The 17,096-nt window shown below is 67.3% G+C and carries 19 protein-coding genes and 2 tRNA genes; 6 read left to right on the forward strand and 15 right to left on the reverse strand.

What is annotated here, in order from left to right:
- Positions 1-131: 131 nt before the first annotated feature.
- Both ACP7AG_RS14525 and ACP7AG_RS14530 read left to right on the forward strand, forming a co-directional pair.
- On the forward strand, positions 132-1,934 hold the full coding sequence (locus ACP7AG_RS14525) for an ATP-binding protein (RefSeq protein WP_426012851.1): 1,803 nt from the start codon (positions 132-134) through the stop codon (positions 1,932-1,934).
- 62 nt (positions 1,935-1,996) lie between these two features.
- Positions 1,997-3,178 carry a CaiB/BaiF CoA transferase family protein gene (locus ACP7AG_RS14530; RefSeq protein ID WP_426031679.1) on the forward strand — a complete coding sequence of 394 codons (1,182 nt, stop codon included), beginning with the start codon at positions 1,997-1,999 and terminating at the stop codon, positions 3,176-3,178.
- A gap of 40 nt (positions 3,179-3,218) precedes the next feature.
- Here the strand turns inward: ACP7AG_RS14530 and ACP7AG_RS14535 are convergent, their stop codons facing one another.
- The gene (locus ACP7AG_RS14535; RefSeq protein ID WP_426012854.1) at positions 3,219-4,088 is read right to left on the reverse strand and encodes a transglycosylase SLT domain-containing protein; all 870 of its coding nucleotides are present in this window, start codon (positions 4,086-4,088) and stop codon (positions 3,219-3,221) included.
- Positions 4,089-4,274: 186 nt separating this feature from the next.
- On the opposite strand from ACP7AG_RS14535, the gene ACP7AG_RS14540 reads away from it, so the two are divergent.
- A complete protein-coding gene (locus ACP7AG_RS14540; RefSeq protein WP_426031681.1) occupies positions 4,275-4,994 on the forward strand; it encodes a TonB family protein in 720 nt (239 codons plus the stop codon).
- A gap of 169 nt (positions 4,995-5,163) precedes the next feature.
- Here ACP7AG_RS14540 and ACP7AG_RS14545 read toward each other — a convergent pair whose 3' ends face one another.
- Positions 5,164-6,327: an acyl-CoA dehydrogenase family protein gene (locus ACP7AG_RS14545; protein ID WP_426031683.1), complete on the reverse strand. Its 1,164-nt coding sequence runs from the start codon at positions 6,325-6,327 to the stop codon at positions 5,164-5,166.
- A gap of 33 nt (positions 6,328-6,360) precedes the next feature.
- On the reverse strand, positions 6,361-7,368 hold the full coding sequence (locus tag ACP7AG_RS14550; RefSeq protein WP_426031685.1) for an FAD-dependent oxidoreductase: 1,008 nt from the start codon (positions 7,366-7,368) through the stop codon (positions 6,361-6,363).
- A 213-nt stretch (positions 7,369-7,581) separates the two neighbouring features.
- Between ACP7AG_RS14550 and ACP7AG_RS14555 the strand changes: the two genes are divergently transcribed.
- From ACP7AG_RS14555 to ACP7AG_RS14565, 3 genes are all read left to right on the forward strand, one after another.
- The gene (locus ACP7AG_RS14555) at positions 7,582-8,001 is read left to right on the forward strand and encodes a helix-turn-helix domain-containing protein (RefSeq protein WP_426031687.1); all 420 of its coding nucleotides are present in this window, start codon (positions 7,582-7,584) and stop codon (positions 7,999-8,001) included.
- A gap of 92 nt (positions 8,002-8,093) precedes the next feature.
- On the forward strand, positions 8,094-8,246 hold the full coding sequence (locus tag ACP7AG_RS14560; RefSeq protein WP_426012861.1) for a hypothetical protein: 153 nt from the start codon (positions 8,094-8,096) through the stop codon (positions 8,244-8,246).
- A 118-nt stretch (positions 8,247-8,364) separates the two neighbouring features.
- Positions 8,365-8,514, forward strand: a complete 150-nt coding sequence (locus ACP7AG_RS14565; protein ID WP_426012863.1) for a hypothetical protein — start codon at positions 8,365-8,367, stop codon at positions 8,512-8,514.
- A gap of 57 nt (positions 8,515-8,571) precedes the next feature.
- On the opposite strand, the gene ACP7AG_RS14570 is transcribed toward ACP7AG_RS14565, so the two are convergent.
- The 12 genes from ACP7AG_RS14570 to hisD all read right to left on the reverse strand — a co-directional run bounded on the left by ACP7AG_RS14570 (position 8,572) and on the right by hisD (position 16,549).
- Positions 8,572-8,648: transfer RNA gene (locus tag ACP7AG_RS14570), tRNA-His, on the reverse strand.
- Positions 8,649-8,777: 129 nt separating this feature from the next.
- The gene (locus ACP7AG_RS14575; RefSeq protein ID WP_426031689.1) at positions 8,778-9,512 is read right to left on the reverse strand and encodes an energy transducer TonB; all 735 of its coding nucleotides are present in this window, start codon (positions 9,510-9,512) and stop codon (positions 8,778-8,780) included.
- 11 nt (positions 9,513-9,523) lie between these two features.
- On the reverse strand, positions 9,524-9,958 hold the full coding sequence (locus ACP7AG_RS14580; protein WP_426012866.1) for a biopolymer transporter ExbD: 435 nt from the start codon (positions 9,956-9,958) through the stop codon (positions 9,524-9,526).
- Between the two features lie 5 nt (positions 9,959-9,963).
- On the reverse strand, positions 9,964-10,857 hold the full coding sequence (locus ACP7AG_RS14585; RefSeq protein WP_426013255.1) for a MotA/TolQ/ExbB proton channel family protein: 894 nt from the start codon (positions 10,855-10,857) through the stop codon (positions 9,964-9,966).
- 896 nt (positions 10,858-11,753) lie between these two features.
- A tRNA-Phe gene (locus ACP7AG_RS14590) sits at positions 11,754-11,829 on the reverse strand.
- Positions 11,830-11,948: 119 nt separating this feature from the next.
- Positions 11,949-12,131, reverse strand: coding sequence for a DNA gyrase inhibitor YacG (locus tag ACP7AG_RS14595; RefSeq protein ID WP_426012868.1), 183 nt, complete (start codon positions 12,129-12,131; stop codon positions 11,949-11,951).
- Complete coding sequence (locus ACP7AG_RS14600; RefSeq protein ID WP_426031691.1) at positions 12,128-13,168, reverse strand: ribonuclease E/G; 1,041 nt, start codon at positions 13,166-13,168, stop codon at positions 12,128-12,130. The genes ACP7AG_RS14595 and ACP7AG_RS14600 overlap by 4 nt, the downstream gene beginning before the upstream one ends.
- Positions 13,165-13,755 (reverse strand): Maf family protein, encoded by a 591-nt coding sequence (locus ACP7AG_RS14605; RefSeq protein ID WP_426031693.1) that lies wholly within the window; start codon positions 13,753-13,755, stop codon positions 13,165-13,167. Before ACP7AG_RS14605 ends, ACP7AG_RS14600 begins: the two co-directional genes overlap by 4 nt.
- Before the next feature lie 8 nt (positions 13,756-13,763).
- Positions 13,764-13,982 (reverse strand): translation initiation factor IF-1, encoded by a 219-nt coding sequence (gene infA, locus ACP7AG_RS14610; protein ID WP_008261544.1) that lies wholly within the window; start codon positions 13,980-13,982, stop codon positions 13,764-13,766.
- A 97-nt stretch (positions 13,983-14,079) separates the two neighbouring features.
- Complete coding sequence (locus tag ACP7AG_RS14615) at positions 14,080-14,538, reverse strand: low molecular weight phosphatase family protein (RefSeq protein WP_426012873.1); 459 nt, start codon at positions 14,536-14,538, stop codon at positions 14,080-14,082.
- Between the two features lie 199 nt (positions 14,539-14,737).
- Positions 14,738-15,229 (reverse strand): UPF0262 family protein, encoded by a 492-nt coding sequence (locus tag ACP7AG_RS14620; protein WP_426031695.1) that lies wholly within the window; start codon positions 15,227-15,229, stop codon positions 14,738-14,740.
- Positions 15,230-15,247: 18 nt separating this feature from the next.
- Positions 15,248-16,549, reverse strand: a complete 1,302-nt coding sequence (gene hisD / locus ACP7AG_RS14625) for a histidinol dehydrogenase (RefSeq protein WP_426012876.1) — start codon at positions 16,547-16,549, stop codon at positions 15,248-15,250.
- Positions 16,550-17,096 lie beyond the last annotated feature (547 nt).

Here is a 17,096-nt window from a genome sequence, read left to right on the forward strand (position 1 = left end):
TGGAATCAGATCATCTCGCGTTAAGCTTAACGATTGTTTGTGCTCGAAGGGCTGTGGATTAACGATAAGCCGTAACGGGACGCAAACCGCGACCGCCTTAGGCTTCTCGGATACCCCGAGGAATCCGACCGTTGTTCGCCGAGCGCCGATCTCACGACCCCGCCTCGAGCGGCGCCGACGTCCGCATGGCGCTTGACGCCCAGGCCGCGCTTTTGCCTTACGCTCTGGCGGTATTCGCGGTCAGCCTGCCGATCTATGTCTGGGCCGGATCCTTCGCCGCCAATGCCGGCTGGCTGGCGATGAGCTTTAGCGTGTTCGCCATCAACTGGGGCATCTTCTACGGCGTCGTCGCCTGGCTGCGGACGCCAGCGGCCCAGGACGTGGCGCGGCGCTCGCGGGTGCAGGTGCTGTCGGGCCTGCTGTGGGCCGTGGCGGTCAGCCAGATGGCCGCCTTTGCCGATGGCGCGGGCGCGGCGCGCGAGACCCTGCTGCTGCTGGCTGTCGGCGCTTCGGTAGTCTGCATCTTCTTCTCCGCACCCAACCTCATCGCCCTGCTGATTACCGCACCGATCGCAGCCATGGGCCCGCTGGCCCTGCTGTTCTCACGCGCCGAGAGCCAGAGGGCCGGAACCATGGCCTGGGGCGCCATCGCCCTGGCCATGGCGCTGTCGCTGGTGCTCAACCGCATGCTGCGCCGCCAGCACGCCCTGGCCCTGGCCCACGAGGCCCTGCTTGAGGAGCGGCTGAGGGTGCTGGAGCACGCCGAGCGCGTCGCTCGCTCCAAGTCCGACATCGTCGCCACTCTCAGCCACGAGATCCGCAACGGCCTGACTGGCGTCACCCACGTTCTGGCCGCCGCCGCCGGCAAGGGCGGTCGCGCCGCCCCGTCGCGCGAACAGCTGAACGCCGCCCTCGACGCCGCCCAGGACCTGGTCGCCGTGCTCAACGCCACCCTGGACTCCGAAATCGCCGAGTCCGGCCGCCTCGCGGTCGAGGCGGTGGCCTTCGAACCCGTGCGCCTGATCCGCGACCTGGTCCTACTCGACCGCCCGCACGCCATGGCCAAGGGTCTGGAGCTGAGCGTCCATATCGAGCCAGACCTGGAACACCGCCAACAGGGCGCCGCCATCGGCGACGCGCTCCGCACTCGCCAGATCGTCGCCAACATCGTCGGCAACGCCGTCAAGTACACCGTTCGCGGCCGTATTGAGGTGCGGGTCGAGCGGCGTGGCGACCAGATCGCCATCGCGGTGGCCGACACCGGTCCGGGTCTGTCGCCCGAGGAGATGGAGCAGGCGTTCCAGGCCTTCCAGCGCATCGAGCGCACCGGCGCCGGCGTCAACGGCGCGGGCCTGGGCCTGTCGCTGTCGCGGCAGCTGGCTCGGCTGATGGGCGGCGCGCTGGAGGCCTCCAGCGCCGTGGGCGTGGGCAGTTGCTTCACCCTGACCCTGCCCTTCGACGAGTCCGTCGTCTGCGCGATCGAGACCGACCGCGAGGCCGCCCAGGCCGCTGAACCGGCTGGCGCCCCTCCGCGCAACCTGCGCATCCTGGTGGCCGAGGACGACGCCCTCAACGCCGCCATGCTGCGGGCCATCCTGGAGCAGTTGGGCCACCAGGTGGTGCACGCCCAGAACGGGCGCCGAGCCCTGGACCTGGCCAAGATCTGCGACTTCGACCTGGTGATGCTGGACGGCCGGATGCCGATCATGGACGGTCCCCAGACCGCCCGCGCCCTGCGCGACCTGGACGGCGCCAATCGCCATGTGGCGATCATCGCGGTGATCGGCGGCGACGCCGACGAGGCCCGCGAGTGCCTGGACGCCGGGGCCGACACCGTGCTGCGCAAGCCGGTCAGCGTCGCCGCCGTAGCCCGCGCCGTCGCCGACGCCGCCACCCTGGGCCGCAAGAGCGCCAACCAGGCGGCGGTCGCCTAGCCTCTTCCCAACAGACGTTTAAGTCGTCCACACTCCTCCCAACGATAAAACGGGAGGATGCGATGCTGCGCGATCTGCGGGTCATAGAGTTGGCCACCTATATCGCCGCCCCAGGCGCGGCCGGGATCATGGCCGACTGGGGCGCCGACGTGATCAAGATCGAGTCGCCCGACGGCGACCCGATGCGCGGCTTCTTCGAGAGCCTGGGCTCGGACCAGGACGCCAACCCGATCTTCGAACTCGACAACCGCGGCAAGCGCTCGGTGGTGCTCGACATCCGCTCTCCCGGGGGCAGCGCGGCGGCGAAGGCCCTGGTCAAGGACGCCGACATCTTCCTGACCAATGTGCGCCCCGCCGCTCTGGCGCGCGCCGGCCTCGACTACGAGACCCTGAAGGCGGTCAATCCGCGCCTGATCTATTGCAGCCTGACCGGCTATGGCCTGGAAGGCCCCGACGCCGGCAAGCCGGGCATGGACGTGGCGGCCTTCTGGTCACGGGCGGGGGTGGGCGCGATCACCGCCCCCAAGGGTCAGGAGCCGTTCCCGATCCGCACCGGCATGGGCGACCACGTCACATCCTTGGCGACGGTGTCGGCGATCCTGGCGGCCGTGCACGAGCGCCAGCGCACCGGAGTCGGGCGGTTGGTCGAGACCTCGCTGCTGCGCACCGGCGTCTATGCGATCGGCTCGGACATGGCGATCCAGCTGCGGTTCGGGAAGCTGGCCTCGACCCGGCCTCGCAAGGAGGCCGTGCAGCCCCTGGCCAATTTCTTCAAGACCCGCGACGGGCGGTGGATATGCCTGCTGGCCCGGCAAGGCTCCACCGACTGGCGCCAGATCGCCGCCGCCGCCGGCCGCCCCGACCTGCCCGACGATCCGCGCTTCACGACGGCCCGCCTGCGCCGCGACAATACCTCGGCCCTGGTGGAGATCCTAGACCAGGCCTTCGCCGCCATGGACTACGAAGAGGCCAAGGCCGCCCTCGACGCCGGCGACATCACCTGGGCGCCCTGGCAGATGCCGCGCGATCTGGTCAGCGACCCGCAGGCGGCGGCGGCGGGGTGTTTCGTGGAGACCCCGGATGGGAAGGGCGGGACCTTCCCCGCCCCGGCGGGTCCGGCGCGGTTTCCGGGGTCGGAAGATGGGCCGAGGGGGCCGGCGCCTAAGCTTGGCGAGCATACGGCGGCGGTGTTGGCGGAGGCGGGTTATTCGGAGGACGAGATTGCAGGGCTGGCAAGCCTCTGAAACTTTCCCTCTCCTTTACGGGGAGGGAGAGGAAGATTTGCTACCGATTGCTCTTCGTCCCGTCGCCGGCGTCGGACAGCATGCGCAGCATCTCGGACGAGAACATCGAGCTGGTCATCCGCTGGGCGGACGAGCCGCCGCCGGCCGACGACAGGCCAAAGCCGTCATCGACCCCTTGCGAGCCGCGCAGGATCAGGTCCACCAGTTGCTGCTCTTGCTGGATGCGCTCCAGCCGGCGGCCCGTGGCATATTGCACGAAGCCTGTCTCTGCGGCGGGCGTCGGATCGGAGTCGGGGGTGACGCGCGTGGCGCCGCCGGTCCGGGTCAGGTTGGCATAGACCTCGCTGACCGTGGCGGAGCGGCCCTCGCGATAGAAGATCGAGCGGTTGGCGGCCGCCGCGTCGGGGAACATCGCGGCGGCGCTGGCCCCGGGGCTGGCGCCCACGGCCTCGATCAGCCGCGCCGAGCCCTGGGGTCCCAGGAAGTGGGCGGCGTAGAGCTCGCCGGCCGTCGGCGAGCGCCCGACCCGGCCGCGCAGGTAGGAGGCATGGTCGGAGGTCAGTTCGCCGGCCATCAGCGAGGCGGCGTGCGGATCCAACTTCAGGCTCAGCACCGCCTTGCGCGCCTCGTCGCCGGCCACCCGGTACTTGCCGTCCGAACCCTGCTGGATCAGGTCGGCATAGCGGGCGTAGCCGTATTTGGAGCCGTGTTTTTTCAGCGTCGACAGCCAGGTCTGATCGACGAACTGGAACAGGCCCGACGCCGAGGAGGTGCCGGCCTTGGCGTTGGGGTTGAAGCCGCTCTCTCGCTTGGCCGCGCCCATCAGGAAGGTGAAGTCCACGCCCGTCGCGCTGGAGGCGCGCTGGATCGCCGACTCGACGACGCTGCGGATGGAGGTGACGTTGGCCATGCCCCGAATGTCTGACCGCACGTGGTTAATCGTGGATTAACCACGCCGCTCCGCCAGGCAGATTTTGCCTGTGGCGGGATGTCACGGTTACGTCTTTAATAAATTTAAGCTCGTAATATTTACAACCGTAATTCTTTGTGGAACGGTGGGGCGTCGGCCAGGAGCGGCCGGCCCCAGGAGGTTCCCATGGTCACCCAAACCGCCGCGATCGGTTCCTATATCCCAGGCGTCGACGCCTCGCCCGCCAAGCCCTCGAAGCCGATGTTGGCGGCGCTGGTCGTCGTGTCGATCGGCCATGCAGGACTGTTCGCCTATCTGGCCTATCAGAAGTATGCGCCACCGATCGACATCGAGGGCGAGCCGCGCGTCTTCGAACTGCCGCTCTATAGGCCTCCGCCCAAGGAAGAGGTTCGAGACAAGCCGACTCCGCCGAGAGCGGCCAACCCTCCCCCGCTGCACAAGGCCGTCCCGACGCCGGTGATCCCCGAACTGCTCAGTCCCTTCAAGCCGCCCGAGGAGCCGGTCGGCCCCGTCCGGGACGGTCCGGTGGACCCTGGCGCGCCCAAGTCGGAAGTTGGCCCGGTCGGCCCTCCCGCCCTGCCGCCCGCTCCGGTCATCGGCCGGCCCAACTGGCTGAAGAAGCCGGGCGCCTCGGAGTTCAGCCGCTTCTATCCCGACAGCGCCATGCGGCGCGGGGTCTCGGGCTCGGCGACCCTGAACTGCACGGTGGCCGCCAATGGCGCGATCCGCATGTGCACGGTGCTGGCCGAGACGCCATCCGAAGAAGGCTTCGGCAGCGCCGCCATCAAGCTGTCGCGCTATTTCAAGATGAGCCCCCAGACCGAAGACGGCCGCCCCGTCGACGGCGCCAGCGTCCGCATCCCGATCAAGTTCGCGGCGGACTAGCTCGGGGCGCGGGATCAAACTCACTTGCCCCCACCTGATCGCTTCGCGGTCTGTCCGCCCCCATAGGAGGCAGAGCTCAGGCGCGCGGGGCTCGGCCCCCTATGGGGGCGGACAGGCGACGAAGTCGCCAGGTGGGGGCAAGTGCGTGAGCTGCGAAAGGACTGTGACCTCAATAGCTCTTGGGCAGACCCAGCACCCGTTCGGCGATGAAGTTCAGGATCATCTCGCGGCTGATCGGCGCGATGCGGGCGATCATCGCCTCGCGGAAATAGCGCTCGACGTCATACTCCTTGGCGTAGCCCATGCCGCCATGGGCCAGGACCGAGGTTTCGCAGGCGGTGAAGCCCGCCTCGGCGCCCAGATATTTGGCCGCGTTGGCCTCGGCCCCGCAATCTTGGCCGCGGTCGTAGAGGGCGGCGGCCTTGAAGGCCATCAGGTTGGCGGCTTCCAACTCGGCCCAGGACCTGGCCAACGGATGCTGGATGCCCTGGTTCTGGCCGATCGGCCGGCCAAACACCACGCGCTCCTTGGCGTAGGTCACCGCCTTGGACAGGGCCACTCGTCCCAGGCCCACCGCCTCGGCGGCGAACAGCACGCGCTCGGGATTGAGGCCGTGCAGGAGGTAGGCGAAACCCTTGCCCTCCTCGCCCACCAGGTCCTCCTGGGGCACGAACAGGTCCTCGATGAACAGCATGTTACACTCGACCGCCTTGCGCCCCATCTTGGGGATCGGCTTGGCCTCGATCTTCTCGCGGTCGGTGTAGAACAGGGAAAGCCCCTGGGTCGGCTTGGCGCACTGGTCCTTGGGGGTGGTGCGGGCGATGATCAGGATCTTGTTGGCGCGCTGGGCGCCCGTCGTCCAGATCTTGCGACCGTTCAGGCGGTAGCCACCGTCGACCGGCTCGGCCCGCGTCTCCAGGCTGGAGGTATCGAGGCCCGAATTGGGCTCGGTCACCGCGAAGCACATCTTGTCCTCGCCGGAAATCAGGCGCGGCAGATGCTTCTGGCGCTGTTCCTCCGTCCCGAACTTCACGATCGGCATCGGACCAAAGATGTTCAGATGGATGGCGCTGGCGCCGGAAAAGCCCGCCCCGGACTGGGCCACGGTCTGCATCATCACCGCCGCCTCGGTCAGGCCCAGGCCGGCGCCACCGACGCTCTCGGGCATGGCAACGCCCAGCCAGCCGCCCTCGGCGATGGCGGCGACGAACGCCTCGGGGAAAATCCCGGTCTCGTCGGTGCGCCGCCAGTACTCGTCGTCAAAGCCGGCGCACAGCTTGGCGACGCCCTCGCGGATGGCTTCCTGTTCCTCGGTCAACCAGAATCCGGCCATGCGCTCCTGCCCTTGCCTTGTTATCGTGGGTCCTCAGGTTCGCGAGAACCGCCGCGCGTCGAAGCTCGCGGCGTCCGGACCTGGGTTATCACCCATCAGATACGCGGCGACGAGATCGGCCACAAGCGGCGCCAGCAGCCAGCCGTTGCGGCGGGCTCCGACCGCCAGCATTACCTTGGGCGTCGCACTCCAGCCGACGAGGGGCAGGCCGTCGGGCGTGGTGGCGCGAACGCCGACCTCGGTGGCGAAGACCGCTTGCGCCAGTTGGGGGCGCAAACGGATCGCCGCCCGGCGAAGATCCTCCGTGGCCGTGGTGTCGACGGCCAGGTCATAACGACCAAATTCCATGGTCGCGCCGACGGCCGGGCGCGGACCCGGGCAGATATAGACGCCCTCACCCCGCAGAACCGGACCGTCGGCCGGCCCGCGATCAGCTCGCAAAATCTGGCCCCTGATCGGCGTCAAGACCGATAGCTCCGGCGCCAGGCCCGCGCCGTCCGCCGCGCCGGTCGCCAGCACCACGGCCGAGAAGGCGGCCAAGTCATCGGCGGTGAAGGCGCGGGGCTCGAACCGCGCGCCCAGGGCCTGGGCGGCGTCATGCAGGGCCTTCAGGGCCGGGCGGGCCTCGATCCGCCAGTCCTCGTCGCTCGTCAGGGCGCGTTCGCCGTCAGCGGGGCTCAGGGGCGCGCCCAGGGCCTCGGCGCGCGCCGCGACGGCGCAAAGCCAGGCGGTGTCGCCCTCAACCTTCAGGCCGCCCCGCTGGATCAAAACGCCGAGCGGGGCGGCGAAGGCGGGCCACAGGTCGCGCGTCCGGCGAAGGAGATCCAGGTGCGAAGCCGAAGCCGGGTCAAACAGCGCTTCGGCCACGGGCGCCAGCATGCCGGCCGCGACGCCCGAGGCGTTGTCGCCCAAGGGACGCGGATCGAACACCGTGACCGCCAGGCCGGCGCGCGCCAGGGCGAGGGCCACCGCCGATCCGATCGCGCCGGCGCCCGCCACGGCAACGGCCGTAGCCCCTTGGGCGCCTGCCTTCGTCTCCATGGCCGGCAGTCACCCCTACCCGCCAAAAAGGTCAAGTCCGGTTCGCGCGTTTCCGGCGAAAGCGGTGATGTGTCAGAGGCGTGATGTGTCAGACGCGTGATGTGTCAGAGGCGTGACTATGACGGGCTCCTGAGTCTATCCTGTCTTAACCAAGCTGGGCCGCGCGCCTCGCATCGACAGGCGATCAACGGCGGCTGGAGGGACGTGAAGCGGATGGCACAAAAAACCACCGCGGATGCAGCTCACCCGGTCGATCTCTATGTCGGCGCGCGCCTGAGGATCCGGCGCAAGGTGCTGGGCCTGAGCCAGACCCAACTGGCCGACGCCCTTGGCATCACCTTCCAGCAGATCCAGAAATACGAACGCGGGGCCAATCGCATCAGCGCCTCGAAGCTCTACGAGGCCGCGCGCCTGCTGGAGTCGCAGGTGTCCTACTTCTTCGACGGTCTGGACGAAACATCAGGCGTCAGTGACGACGGCTTCTCACAGCGTATGACCCAGTTCGTGGCCACGGCCGAGGGGCTGGAACTGGCCGACCTGTTCCCGCGCCTGAAGGACCGCCGGCTGCGTCGCCGCGTGGTTGATCTGGTCAAGGCGATGGTCGATGACGAGCCCGCCGCGGCGGTCTCCTAGACGCCCCTCGCCACGATGGCGCGACGACAGATCGAGAGCAGGGTCCGCGCGTTCTGGCCGGCGACTCCTTCCGTCGCTACGCATCGGTCTCCATGCTTCTCATCCTGTCGCTGTTCCTGGTCTGCACCGTCCTCGTCCCGGTGATCGGCGAAGTGGTCCGCCGTCACAACCGCATGATCCTCAAGCGCAAGCAGTTGGAAATCCTTCTGCGCGAGGGCGATGTCGCCGAATATCGGCTCGACTGAACGTCCGATCATAGCGTCGCTGTGACGCGGCCGCAGGCCCTATCGCGGGACGTCGTTCTGGCGCAGCATCCCTGGCAAGTCGAGCAGGCGCGGCGAGGTCCGCGCAGGGGAGCGTAGAGTGACCGTGTCTTCGGGGGCCGCTTTTGGCCGTGTCCGCTATTGGTGGCAGACCCGGCCTTTGGCAGGCTTGATGGTGGGTTGGATCGTGATCGCCCTGATCGCCTGGCGCGTCTGGGCGGCGCTCTTTTGCCCCCATGGCGAGGCCTGACACAGACGGCGACGAAAAAGGCCCGCCTGCGAAGCCGGGCCTTTTTGCGTTCCGCGATGGTACCGCCTCTCAGGCTTGAACTGAGGACCTCCGGTTCCACAAACCGGCGCTCTAACCAACTGAGCTAAGGCGGCGCATCGCGAGGGAGTGTGTTTAGTCGGACGCGGAGGCTGGATCAAGCGCCGAACAGCCTCCGCCATACGAAAACGCCCCGAAGCTTTGCAGCTTCGGGGCGCTCGTTTCTTGACCGGTCGCCGGGATCCCTAGCGGGGAACCTGGAAGACGATCGGGATCGAGATCTGTCCACCATCCACCGGGGCGCCATCGAGCGTCTTCGGCTTCATCTTGAACAGTCGCGACAGCTTCATCGCCGCGTCGCCGAAGCCGTAGTCCGCCGGATTTTCCGACGTGACCGAGCAACCTTCGAGCGTACCCCTGGCGTTCACGGTGCACGAGATCGTCGCGCGGCCGTTCACCTCCATCCGCTGGGCGCGGTCGGGATAGTAGCGCGCCATGTCGTCCCCCGTGGGCTTGCGGGCCCAATCAGGACGCGTGACCACCGAAGCCCGAGCCGGCGGGTTCGAAGGAACCGGCGGCACGGCGGAGATCACGGGCGGCGCCGTTTGCTCGACCCGTACCTTCACAGGCGGGATCGGCAGAGGCGGCGGCGGCGTCACATCCGGCGGCGGCGCGATCGGCGGCCTCGGCTGCACCACCGCAGGAGGCGGAGGCGGAGCGTTGGTCGGCGGCGGCGGCGGCGGAGGAGGCGGCGGCGGCGGCGGGGGCGGCGGAGGCAACTCCACGTCCACGGCGTCGTCGCTGTATTCCTTCATCACCGCTTCGAACTTCTGCTTCGCCATATAGACGCCGAGAAGAACGTGAACGCCAAGGACGATCAGGGTCGCAATACCAAAAGTGCCCAGACCCTTTTTCTTTCGGGGTCCTTCCGAGGTCAGCGGATCATAGTGGCGATGCTCGGGCGTTTGTTCGTCAGCCATGCAGCACCCCCTTAGCTATTGTCATCCCGGCCAATGAGCGCCACGCTATAGAAACCTGCATCCTGAAGTGAATTCATCACCTCCATGAAGGCTCCATAACGGGTCTTTTCATCGGCCCGGATGTAGATGCGCTCCTTGGTGGGATCGCGCTTACCGATGCTCTTGGCCAGGTCATCACCCAACGTCTGAGCATCCGTACGATTGTCGCCGATGAACACCTGACCTGAAGACTTGATCGAGATGTAGACCGGCTTTGGCGGGGTCGTTGACGGCTTCGCGACCGCTGGCGGCAGTTTCACTTCGACCGATGGGGCGGCGAGAGGCGCCGCCACCATGAAGATGATCAGTAGGACCAGCATGACGTCCACGAAGGGCGTGACGTTGATCTCGCTGTTCTGTTCGACGTTGAACCTGTCGCCCCCGCCGCCTGAGAGTTTGGCGGCCATCGGTGTTAGGCTCCCTTGTCGAGCTGACGCGAAATTGCGTTCATCAGTTCAGCGACGAAACCTTCCGAGCGGGTGCCGTAGGCCGAAATGCGGGTCTGGAAGTAGTTGTAGAAGATAACCGCCGGGATAGCGGCGAACAGACCAATACCGGTGGCGAGCAGCGCTTCGGCGATACCGGGAGCGACAACGGCCAGGTTGGTGGTGTTGGTGTTCGCGATGTTGATGAACGAGCTCATGATCCCGTAAACGGTACCAAACAGACCGATGAACGGACCGGCCGAACCGACCGAGGCCAGGAACACCATGCCGCCCGACAGGCGCTTGGCCAACGAGGCTTGCACCGCGTTGATGGCGTAGGTGGCGCGGGTGATCACCGAGTCACGGTGCTCGCCCGAGATGGCCAGGCCAGCTTGGCGCGACAGTTCGACTTCTTGGGCGGCCGCGGCGGCCATGTCGGCCATCGGGTTGCCTTCGAATTCTTCCGACGAACCGATACGGGCGATGTCGGCGATCGAACGAGCGCCCCGGAAGGCTTCCAGGAACTTGTCCGATTGACGGTTCAGGGCGCCAAACTCGAGGAGCTTGGTGATCAGCAGCACCCAGGAGAAGACCGAGGCGAGGATCAGGCCGATCATCACGACCTTAACGACGATCTTCGCTTCCATGAACATGGTGAAGGGCGTCAGCTGGTGCGACTTCATCTTTTCAGTCGCTGCGACGCCAGCATCGACTTCCTCGGCCGGGGCCGGGGTAACGGCCGGGGCGGGAGCCGGGGCGGCGGCTGTGGTGGTGGCCGGCGCAGGAGCAGCAGCATCCTGGGCGAAAGCCGGGGCGCTCGCCATCAGCGCGAGAGCGCCGACGAGAGCGATGAGGGGGGTCTTCCGTTTAATGTCGAGCATCTTTCGCCAGTTCCTGGTTGGTCTAGCACGTTTGGACCGAGGGTCGTCGCGCGAGAGCGTCTCCACCCTAACTTGAATAGCCCCCGAGGCGACCGATAACTCGGACGTCCCGCGGACCCGCTTCGCTGCGCTCGACCCGTTACGCCCCCCTAGCCAGGCTTGCGCCCTTCAGAAGGATCGTTTCGAAGCGCGTGTGACCACCGCCCTGTGAGGCAGTGATCTTACAGCAATGTTAGAATTGCGGCAGGGGTCCTTTGGCAACCCCTTTTCGCACCGTCAAGGGGTGACGGGCGGCATAAATTTACCGTCCCTTTGAAGCACCCACTACCGTTGCCGCATCGCACAAAAGAGAAATCAGGATTTAGGGGCGGTTTTTCCCCATCAAAGGGAATACCCATGTTGCGGTGCAGCAACTCAACAAAACGCCGGTCTCACAAGCCTGACCGAGACGCGCATCGCATCAAAGAACAATCTGACCGCGAGCGGCCGCCGGCGGGGGGCCAGGACCATTGAACGAGGCCGCCGCCCAAGACACCGCAATTTTTGCCTATTTTACTGCGGGAAACCAGCTTGGCGGAAACGAGCTGGAGCCTGCTGGGCCTTCCTTGGCGACGGGTTGCTCCGCCTTCGTCCGCCCCACGGGCGCCGGCCAATACGCGGCCTCTTTGTCGGCAAGCGGTCCTCTTGGCTCTCAGACCTGTCGACAAGACGCCGCGATCTTCCCGATGGGAGAGTCAACGCCTTAGAGGTCGGCTCAGCGAAACAGACTTTGCGAGCCTCGCCAGGCGGTAGGTAAAATTTTACATCTGCACCCCCCAGACGCGCCGGTGCTGAAAGTCGGGGCGCCGGAACACCCAAAGTCCACGTCGGCTTCGGCTGGGGGTCGAGGGAGGAAGTGGTGCCTGGAGCCGGATTCGAACCAGCGACACGCGGATTTTCAATCCGCTGCTCTACCAACTGAGCTATCCAGGCGCCGGGTCCGTCGGGGCCTAAAGGCGATCGAAACCGCCCTGACGCCCGCCTGACGGCGAGGAGCCGCGTCTATAGGTGAGGCGAAAAACGAAGTCCAGTCCCTCGTCGATGATCGCGGACTATTCCCGGCCGAAGTCTGTGGCCAAGTCCGTTGAAGGCGGGTTTTCCTCATCCTCGTCGGCGCCGGGCACGACATAGCGGTCCGACAGCCAGCGGTTTAGATCCACGTCGGCGCAGCGCTTGCAGCAAAAGGGCCGGAAGTCCGGGATCGCGGGCTTCTTGCAGATCGGGCAAGCGCTCATGACGTCGAGACCTCCAGGCGGTCATTGCCCCAATCGACAACCGGCGAAACGGTGAAGCGACGACCGATCTTGTCGGCCAGGGCGACGTCCAGGGCGGCGAAGGTCTCGGCGACGGCCACGCTACAGCGCCCGACCAGCCTGCCCCCGGGGTCGGCCCGGCCTTCGCGCTCGAAGGCCCTGACGAGCCGCAAGGCCCCGGCACGGGCCGAAAGGCCGCCGGTCTCGTCCAGCAGGCGGTCGAGAATCGGCTTGGTCCGTCGCGGCACGATCATCTCCAGCGCGCCAAACTTGCTGATCGGACCGATACCGACGCCGGGATTGTCGATGGCGAAGGCGTTGCGGGCCGCCGTGGTCAGGGCTGGGCCGTCGTGGCCGCGGCCGACCAGGTCAAACACCACAAGCCCCGCCAGGCCCTTCAGGCGCAGGACACGGGCCGCCGTGGTGAAAGCGGCCATGTTGGCGGCGCGGGCCGCCTTCTTGGAATCCCCATCGCGATTTCCGAGATCGACGTCAATGGCCACCAGGGCGCGGGTCGATTCGATGCTGATGTCGCCGCCGCCCGGCAGGGCGAAGACTGTCATCAGCGCCTCGGCCTCGGCCGCCTCGACCGCCTCCAGCGCGGCGAGGCCCTGGGTCGGCGAGCCTGACTTGACCCAGAGGCGCAGCAGCTCCTCCACGGTCGGAGCGTGAGCCGTCACGCGCGGGTCGCCGTCGCCCGGTCCGATGAAGCGGGCCACGGCGGACTTGTCGCGGCGCGAGGGGGTCTTGATCTCGATCTCGACCAATTGTCCCTCGACCAGCTTGGGCATGTCCTGGCGCATCGGCAGCAGGAGGTCGGCGCTGCCTGGGAGGGCGACGAAGGCCGAGTTGAAGGCGCGCTCGATCTTCTTGACCCGGGCCACGCCGCGCACGCCCTCAGCGTCGAGAGCATCGTCGCCGTCCCACTCGGCGACCAGTCGCTCGGGACGCCCGTCCAGGGTGACGACCCCGACGGTCTCGCCGATGCCGGTATAGAGATAGGCGCGACGCTCGCTCATGAGGGCCTCCTCCAGCCGAGACCCGTCAGCAGGTTCAGGGTCTCATAGAGCGGCAGGCCGACCACTGAGGTGTAGGAGCCGTGCAGGTCGATGATGAAACCGCCGGCCACGCCTTGCACGCCATAGCCGCCGGCCTTGCCGTTCCATTCGCCGCCGGCCAGGTAGTCGGCCTTTTCGGCGTCGGACAGATGCTTGAACTGCACGCGGGTCTCGACCAGCCGCGAGGCCTCGCGGCCATCGGGGGCGATCACGGCCACGCCGGTCAGGACCATGTGGTTGCGGCCCGACAGCAGCTTGAGGCAATGGGCCGCCTGTTCCGGCGTTTCGGCCTTGGGCAGGATTCGGCGACCCACGGCGACCACGGTGTCGGCGGCCAGCACCAGGCAGCCTGGAGAGCGGGGCGAGACCGCCCTCGCCTTCTCGATCGCCAGGCGCAAGGCATGGCGCCGCGGGGTCTCGTCCCGCAGCGGCGTTTCATCAATGTCGGCGGGATCGACCCGATCCGGGGCGACGCCGACCTGCGCGAGCAGGTCCAGGCGCCGGGGGCTCGCACTGGCCAGGACCAGCGGCGTCCGCTGGACGACCATCGCCAGCCCTACTTGAAGCGGTAGGTGATGCGGCCCTTGGTCAGGTCGTAGGGCGTCATTTCCACGAGCACCTTGTCGCCGGCCAGAACCCGGATGCGGTTCTTGCGCATCTTGCCGGCGGTGTGGGCGATGATCTCGTGATCGTTTTCCAGCGTGACGCGGAACGTCGCGTTCGGCAGCAATTCGCTGACCGTACCGGGAAACTCGAGTAGTTCTTCCTTAGCCATCAGGCCTCTCAAAACGGGTGACGCCATGCCGGCGAGGCCCCCGCGACCATTGAGTCGAGGAGCCGGTGACGGCTGCGAGGCGGGGGGTATAGCGCATTCACCCCCCGAACGTCGATGGCGCGCCGAAACGTTGTCGAATTGCGTTGGCCAGGGCGTCGCGAACCTCGCGGTAGGAGGCCAGCATGGCCTCGCGAGAACCGTCCGCCAGGGTCGGATCGTGGGTCGGCCAATATTCGATGTCGGTGGCCCGGTCGCGGGCCAGCTCGACGGCCCGGTGCTGGGCCTCGGGAGTCAGGGAGATGACCACGTCGAAACTGTCGTCCTCCAGCTGGGCGAAGCTCTTGGGGCGGTGGGCTGTGACGTCGAGCCCCATCTCGTCCATGACCACGGCCACGAAGGGGTCGATCCCCTCCTCGGCGGGGTCGGGCTTGAGGCCGCACGAATCGACGAACGCTCTCGTTCCATAGAAGTGCTTGAACAGCGCCTCGGCCATCGGCGAGCGCACGCGGTTGAAATTGCAGGCGAAGAGCACCGCGCCCGGAAGCTCGCCCGACACGCCCTAGAGCCTCGCCCTGAAAAAAAGTGTCAGCCGCTCTGCACGCTTTTCATCCGTCTCCCCGGCGAAGGCCGGGGCCCACGTGAAACCCACGAGCCGCTCAGGATGAATCTGGGTCCCGGCCTTCGCCGGGAAAACGGTGGTGGGTAGGTTTGGAAAAGTTCTCATTGTGGGACCGCGCCCACTTTCACTGAGCACTCTAGCCTCGCCAGTGCAGGGCGCAGATCAGGGTGAACAGCCGCCGGGCGGTGTCGAGGTCGGTCTTGACCTTGCCTTCCAACCGCTCGCGTAGCAGGTTCGAGCCCTCGTTGTGCAGGCCGCGCCGGCCCATGTCCAAGGCCTCGATCTGCTGCGGCGTCGAATTGCGGATCGCCGAATAGTAGCTGTCGCAGATCATGAAATAGTCCTTGATCACCCCCCGGAAGGGCGACAGGGACAGCAGGTGGCGGCGCTCGTAGCCCCCCTTTTCGGTACGGGGGCCGGCGATGTCGAAGGCCAGGCGGTTCTCGATCAGCGACAGCTTCAGGTCATAGGGCCCGCCCTGCGCCTCGGCCGGCTCGAAATAGTTGCCGTCGAGCAAGTCAAAGATCGCCACCTGCCGCTCTTGCTCCTGGTCCCGCGACGCCGCCGCGAGGCTGTCCTCGTCGATGAGGATGGACTTCAGGGACTCGGTGGACTGGGCGTCGGACATCGAATGGAGACTTGTCCCTTACGGCTTGGAAGGCAACCGGTTGGACGAAAGCCGAACGGACGCCGAAAGCGCGTGGGCCGGCAAGCCCTCGGCCTTCGCCAAGGCCACGGTGTGCGGCCCCAGGATGCCGAATGACGCCGCGTCGCACTTGACGATCGAGGTGCGTTTCAGAAAGTCGTAGATCGACAGGCCCGACTGGAAGCGCGCCGCCCGGCTGGTGGGCAGCACGTGGTTGGAGCCGGCCACATAGTCGCCGATCGCTTCGGGCGTCAGCCGACCCAGGAAGATCGCCCCGGCGTGACGCACGCGGTCGGCCAGGCGTTCGGGCTCATCGATGGCGAACTCGACGTGCTCGGGGGCCAGCAGATCGACCAGCCGTGGGCTGTCGTCGAGCGGGCACAGGATGATCGCCCCGTGGTCGCGCCAGGACTCGGCGGCGTCGACGCCGGTGGTCAGGGTCTTGAGCAGGGCATCGACAGCGTCCGACACCGCCTGGGCGAAAGCTTCGTCGTCGGTGATCAGGATCGCCTGGGCGGCCGGGTCGTGCTCGGCCTGGCTGAGCAGGTCGGCGGCGATCCAGTCGGGATTGTTGTTGGCGTCGGCGACCACGACGATCTCGGACGGGCCAGCCAGGGCGTCGATGCCAACCACGCCATAGAGACGCCGCTTGGCGGCGGTGACATAGGCGTTGCCGGGGCCGACGATCTTGTCGACCGGCTGGATCGGTCCGGCGCCGTAGGCCAGGGCGGCGACGGCCTGGGCCCCGCCGATCCGCCAGATCTCGGTGACCCCGGCCTCCTTGGCGGCGGCCAGCACCGCCGGCTCCAGCTTGCCGGGCGGGGTGACCATGGCGATACGGTCGACCCCGGCCACCTGGGCGGGCACGGCGTTCATCAGCACGGTCGAGGGATAGGCCGCGCGGCCGCCGGGCACGTAGACGCCCACAGCCTCCAGCGGCGTCCAGCGCCAGCCCAACTGCACGCCGGCCTCGTCGATCCAGCTCTGGTCGGTCGGGCGCTGGCGGGTGTGGAAGGCGCGGATGCGGGCGGCTGCAAAGGCGATGGCTTCGCGCACCTCGGCCGAAACGGCGGCGGCCCCGGCCTCGATCTCCTCGGGCGTGACCCGGATGGTGTGCTCGGTCAGCTCGACGCCATCGAAGCGGCTGGTGAAGCTGAGCACGGCCGCCAAGCCATCGGCCTGCACGGCCTCCAGCACGTTGCGGGCGGCCGCATCGACATTCTCGGGCGCGCCCCGACGCTCGTCGAGAAAGGCCTTGAAGGCGGCGGGAAAGGACGGGTCGGTGGAATTGAAGCGACGCATGCGGCCTAGATGCGGGTTTTTGGGGATGGTGCAAGGGGGGATCGCCCATACAGGCCCTCCCCCATGGGGGGAGGACTTCACGCGGGGGACCGCTGAAGCGTTTGGGGAGGGTGCGAAGCGCCCGGGCTCCGCCCGGAGGTTTTGCAGTAGATGTACCGTTTCGACGAAGACGAGCGCTTCGCGTGGCCTTCAGACGAGAGCCATCGGCGCGCGGGGTCTTAACCCGCTTCCGAAGTGGGCCCCCGGCGGGCGGAGGGCTTGGCGCACCCCTCCGGACCGTGCGGGCGATTTCAGCCCGCACCTGCCAGCCTGTCCGCCTACCCCGAGCGCCGGAGTTTCGTCACCACGGGGGTGAACCTGCTCCGAACCGACCTGGGGCGCTCCTTGTGAGAGCACGGCGGACAAGCCTTCCCGCTCGACCACCCCCAAAAGCCGCCTCGGTCGCCGTACGTGCGCCCTCCCCGTGCTCTCAGGTGAGGACCATTATGGGGGTGGTTTTGGACGCGCCAGGGTTTGTGACGCTGATTATTTCATAGAGCGTTGATAT

It is taken from the genome of Caulobacter sp. DWP3-1-3b2 (genome assembly GCF_049896325.1).
In the GTDB taxonomy this organism is placed as follows: Bacteria; Pseudomonadota; Alphaproteobacteria; order Caulobacterales; family Caulobacteraceae; genus Caulobacter.

What these genes read in the sequence shown, in the direction of transcription:
- ACP7AG_RS14535 (WP_426012854.1), bottom strand. Translation starts at nt 4,088, where the DNA reads ATGGCCAACGTCACCTCCATCCGCAGCGTCGTCGAGTCGGCGATCCAG.
- ACP7AG_RS14575 (WP_426031689.1), bottom strand. Translation starts at nt 9,512, where the DNA reads ATGGCTGACGAACAAACGCCCGAGCATCGCCACTATGATCCGCTGACC.
- ACP7AG_RS14555 (WP_426031687.1), top strand. Translation starts at nt 7,582, where the DNA reads ATGGCACAAAAAACCACCGCGGATGCAGCTCACCCGGTCGATCTCTAT.
- ACP7AG_RS14605 (WP_426031693.1), bottom strand. Translation starts at nt 13,755, where the DNA reads ATGGTCGTCCAGCGGACGCCGCTGGTCCTGGCCAGTGCGAGCCCCCGG.
- ACP7AG_RS14585 (WP_426013255.1), bottom strand. Translation starts at nt 10,857, where the DNA reads ATGCTCGACATTAAACGGAAGACCCCCCTCATCGCTCTCGTCGGCGCT.
- ACP7AG_RS14550 (WP_426031685.1), bottom strand. Translation starts at nt 7,368, where the DNA reads ATGGAGACGAAGGCAGGCGCCCAAGGGGCTACGGCCGTTGCCGTGGCG.
- ACP7AG_RS14530 (WP_426031679.1), top strand. Translation starts at nt 1,997, where the DNA reads ATGCTGCGCGATCTGCGGGTCATAGAGTTGGCCACCTATATCGCCGCC.
- ACP7AG_RS14540 (WP_426031681.1), top strand. Translation starts at nt 4,275, where the DNA reads ATGGTCACCCAAACCGCCGCGATCGGTTCCTATATCCCAGGCGTCGAC.
- ACP7AG_RS14560 (WP_426012861.1), top strand. Translation starts at nt 8,094, where the DNA reads ATGCTTCTCATCCTGTCGCTGTTCCTGGTCTGCACCGTCCTCGTCCCG.
- ACP7AG_RS14545 (WP_426031683.1), bottom strand. Translation starts at nt 6,327, where the DNA reads ATGGCCGGATTCTGGTTGACCGAGGAACAGGAAGCCATCCGCGAGGGC.
- ACP7AG_RS14600 (WP_426031691.1), bottom strand. Translation starts at nt 13,168, where the DNA reads ATGAGCGAGCGTCGCGCCTATCTCTATACCGGCATCGGCGAGACCGTC.
- hisD (WP_426012876.1), bottom strand. Translation starts at nt 16,549, where the DNA reads ATGCGTCGCTTCAATTCCACCGACCCGTCCTTTCCCGCCGCCTTCAAG.
- ACP7AG_RS14580 (WP_426012866.1), bottom strand. Translation starts at nt 9,958, where the DNA reads ATGGCCGCCAAACTCTCAGGCGGCGGGGGCGACAGGTTCAACGTCGAA.
- ACP7AG_RS14620 (WP_426031695.1), bottom strand. Translation starts at nt 15,229, where the DNA reads ATGTCCGACGCCCAGTCCACCGAGTCCCTGAAGTCCATCCTCATCGAC.
- ACP7AG_RS14595 (WP_426012868.1), bottom strand. Translation starts at nt 12,131, where the DNA reads ATGAGCGCTTGCCCGATCTGCAAGAAGCCCGCGATCCCGGACTTCCGG.
- infA (WP_008261544.1), bottom strand. Translation starts at nt 13,982, where the DNA reads ATGGCTAAGGAAGAACTACTCGAGTTTCCCGGTACGGTCAGCGAATTG.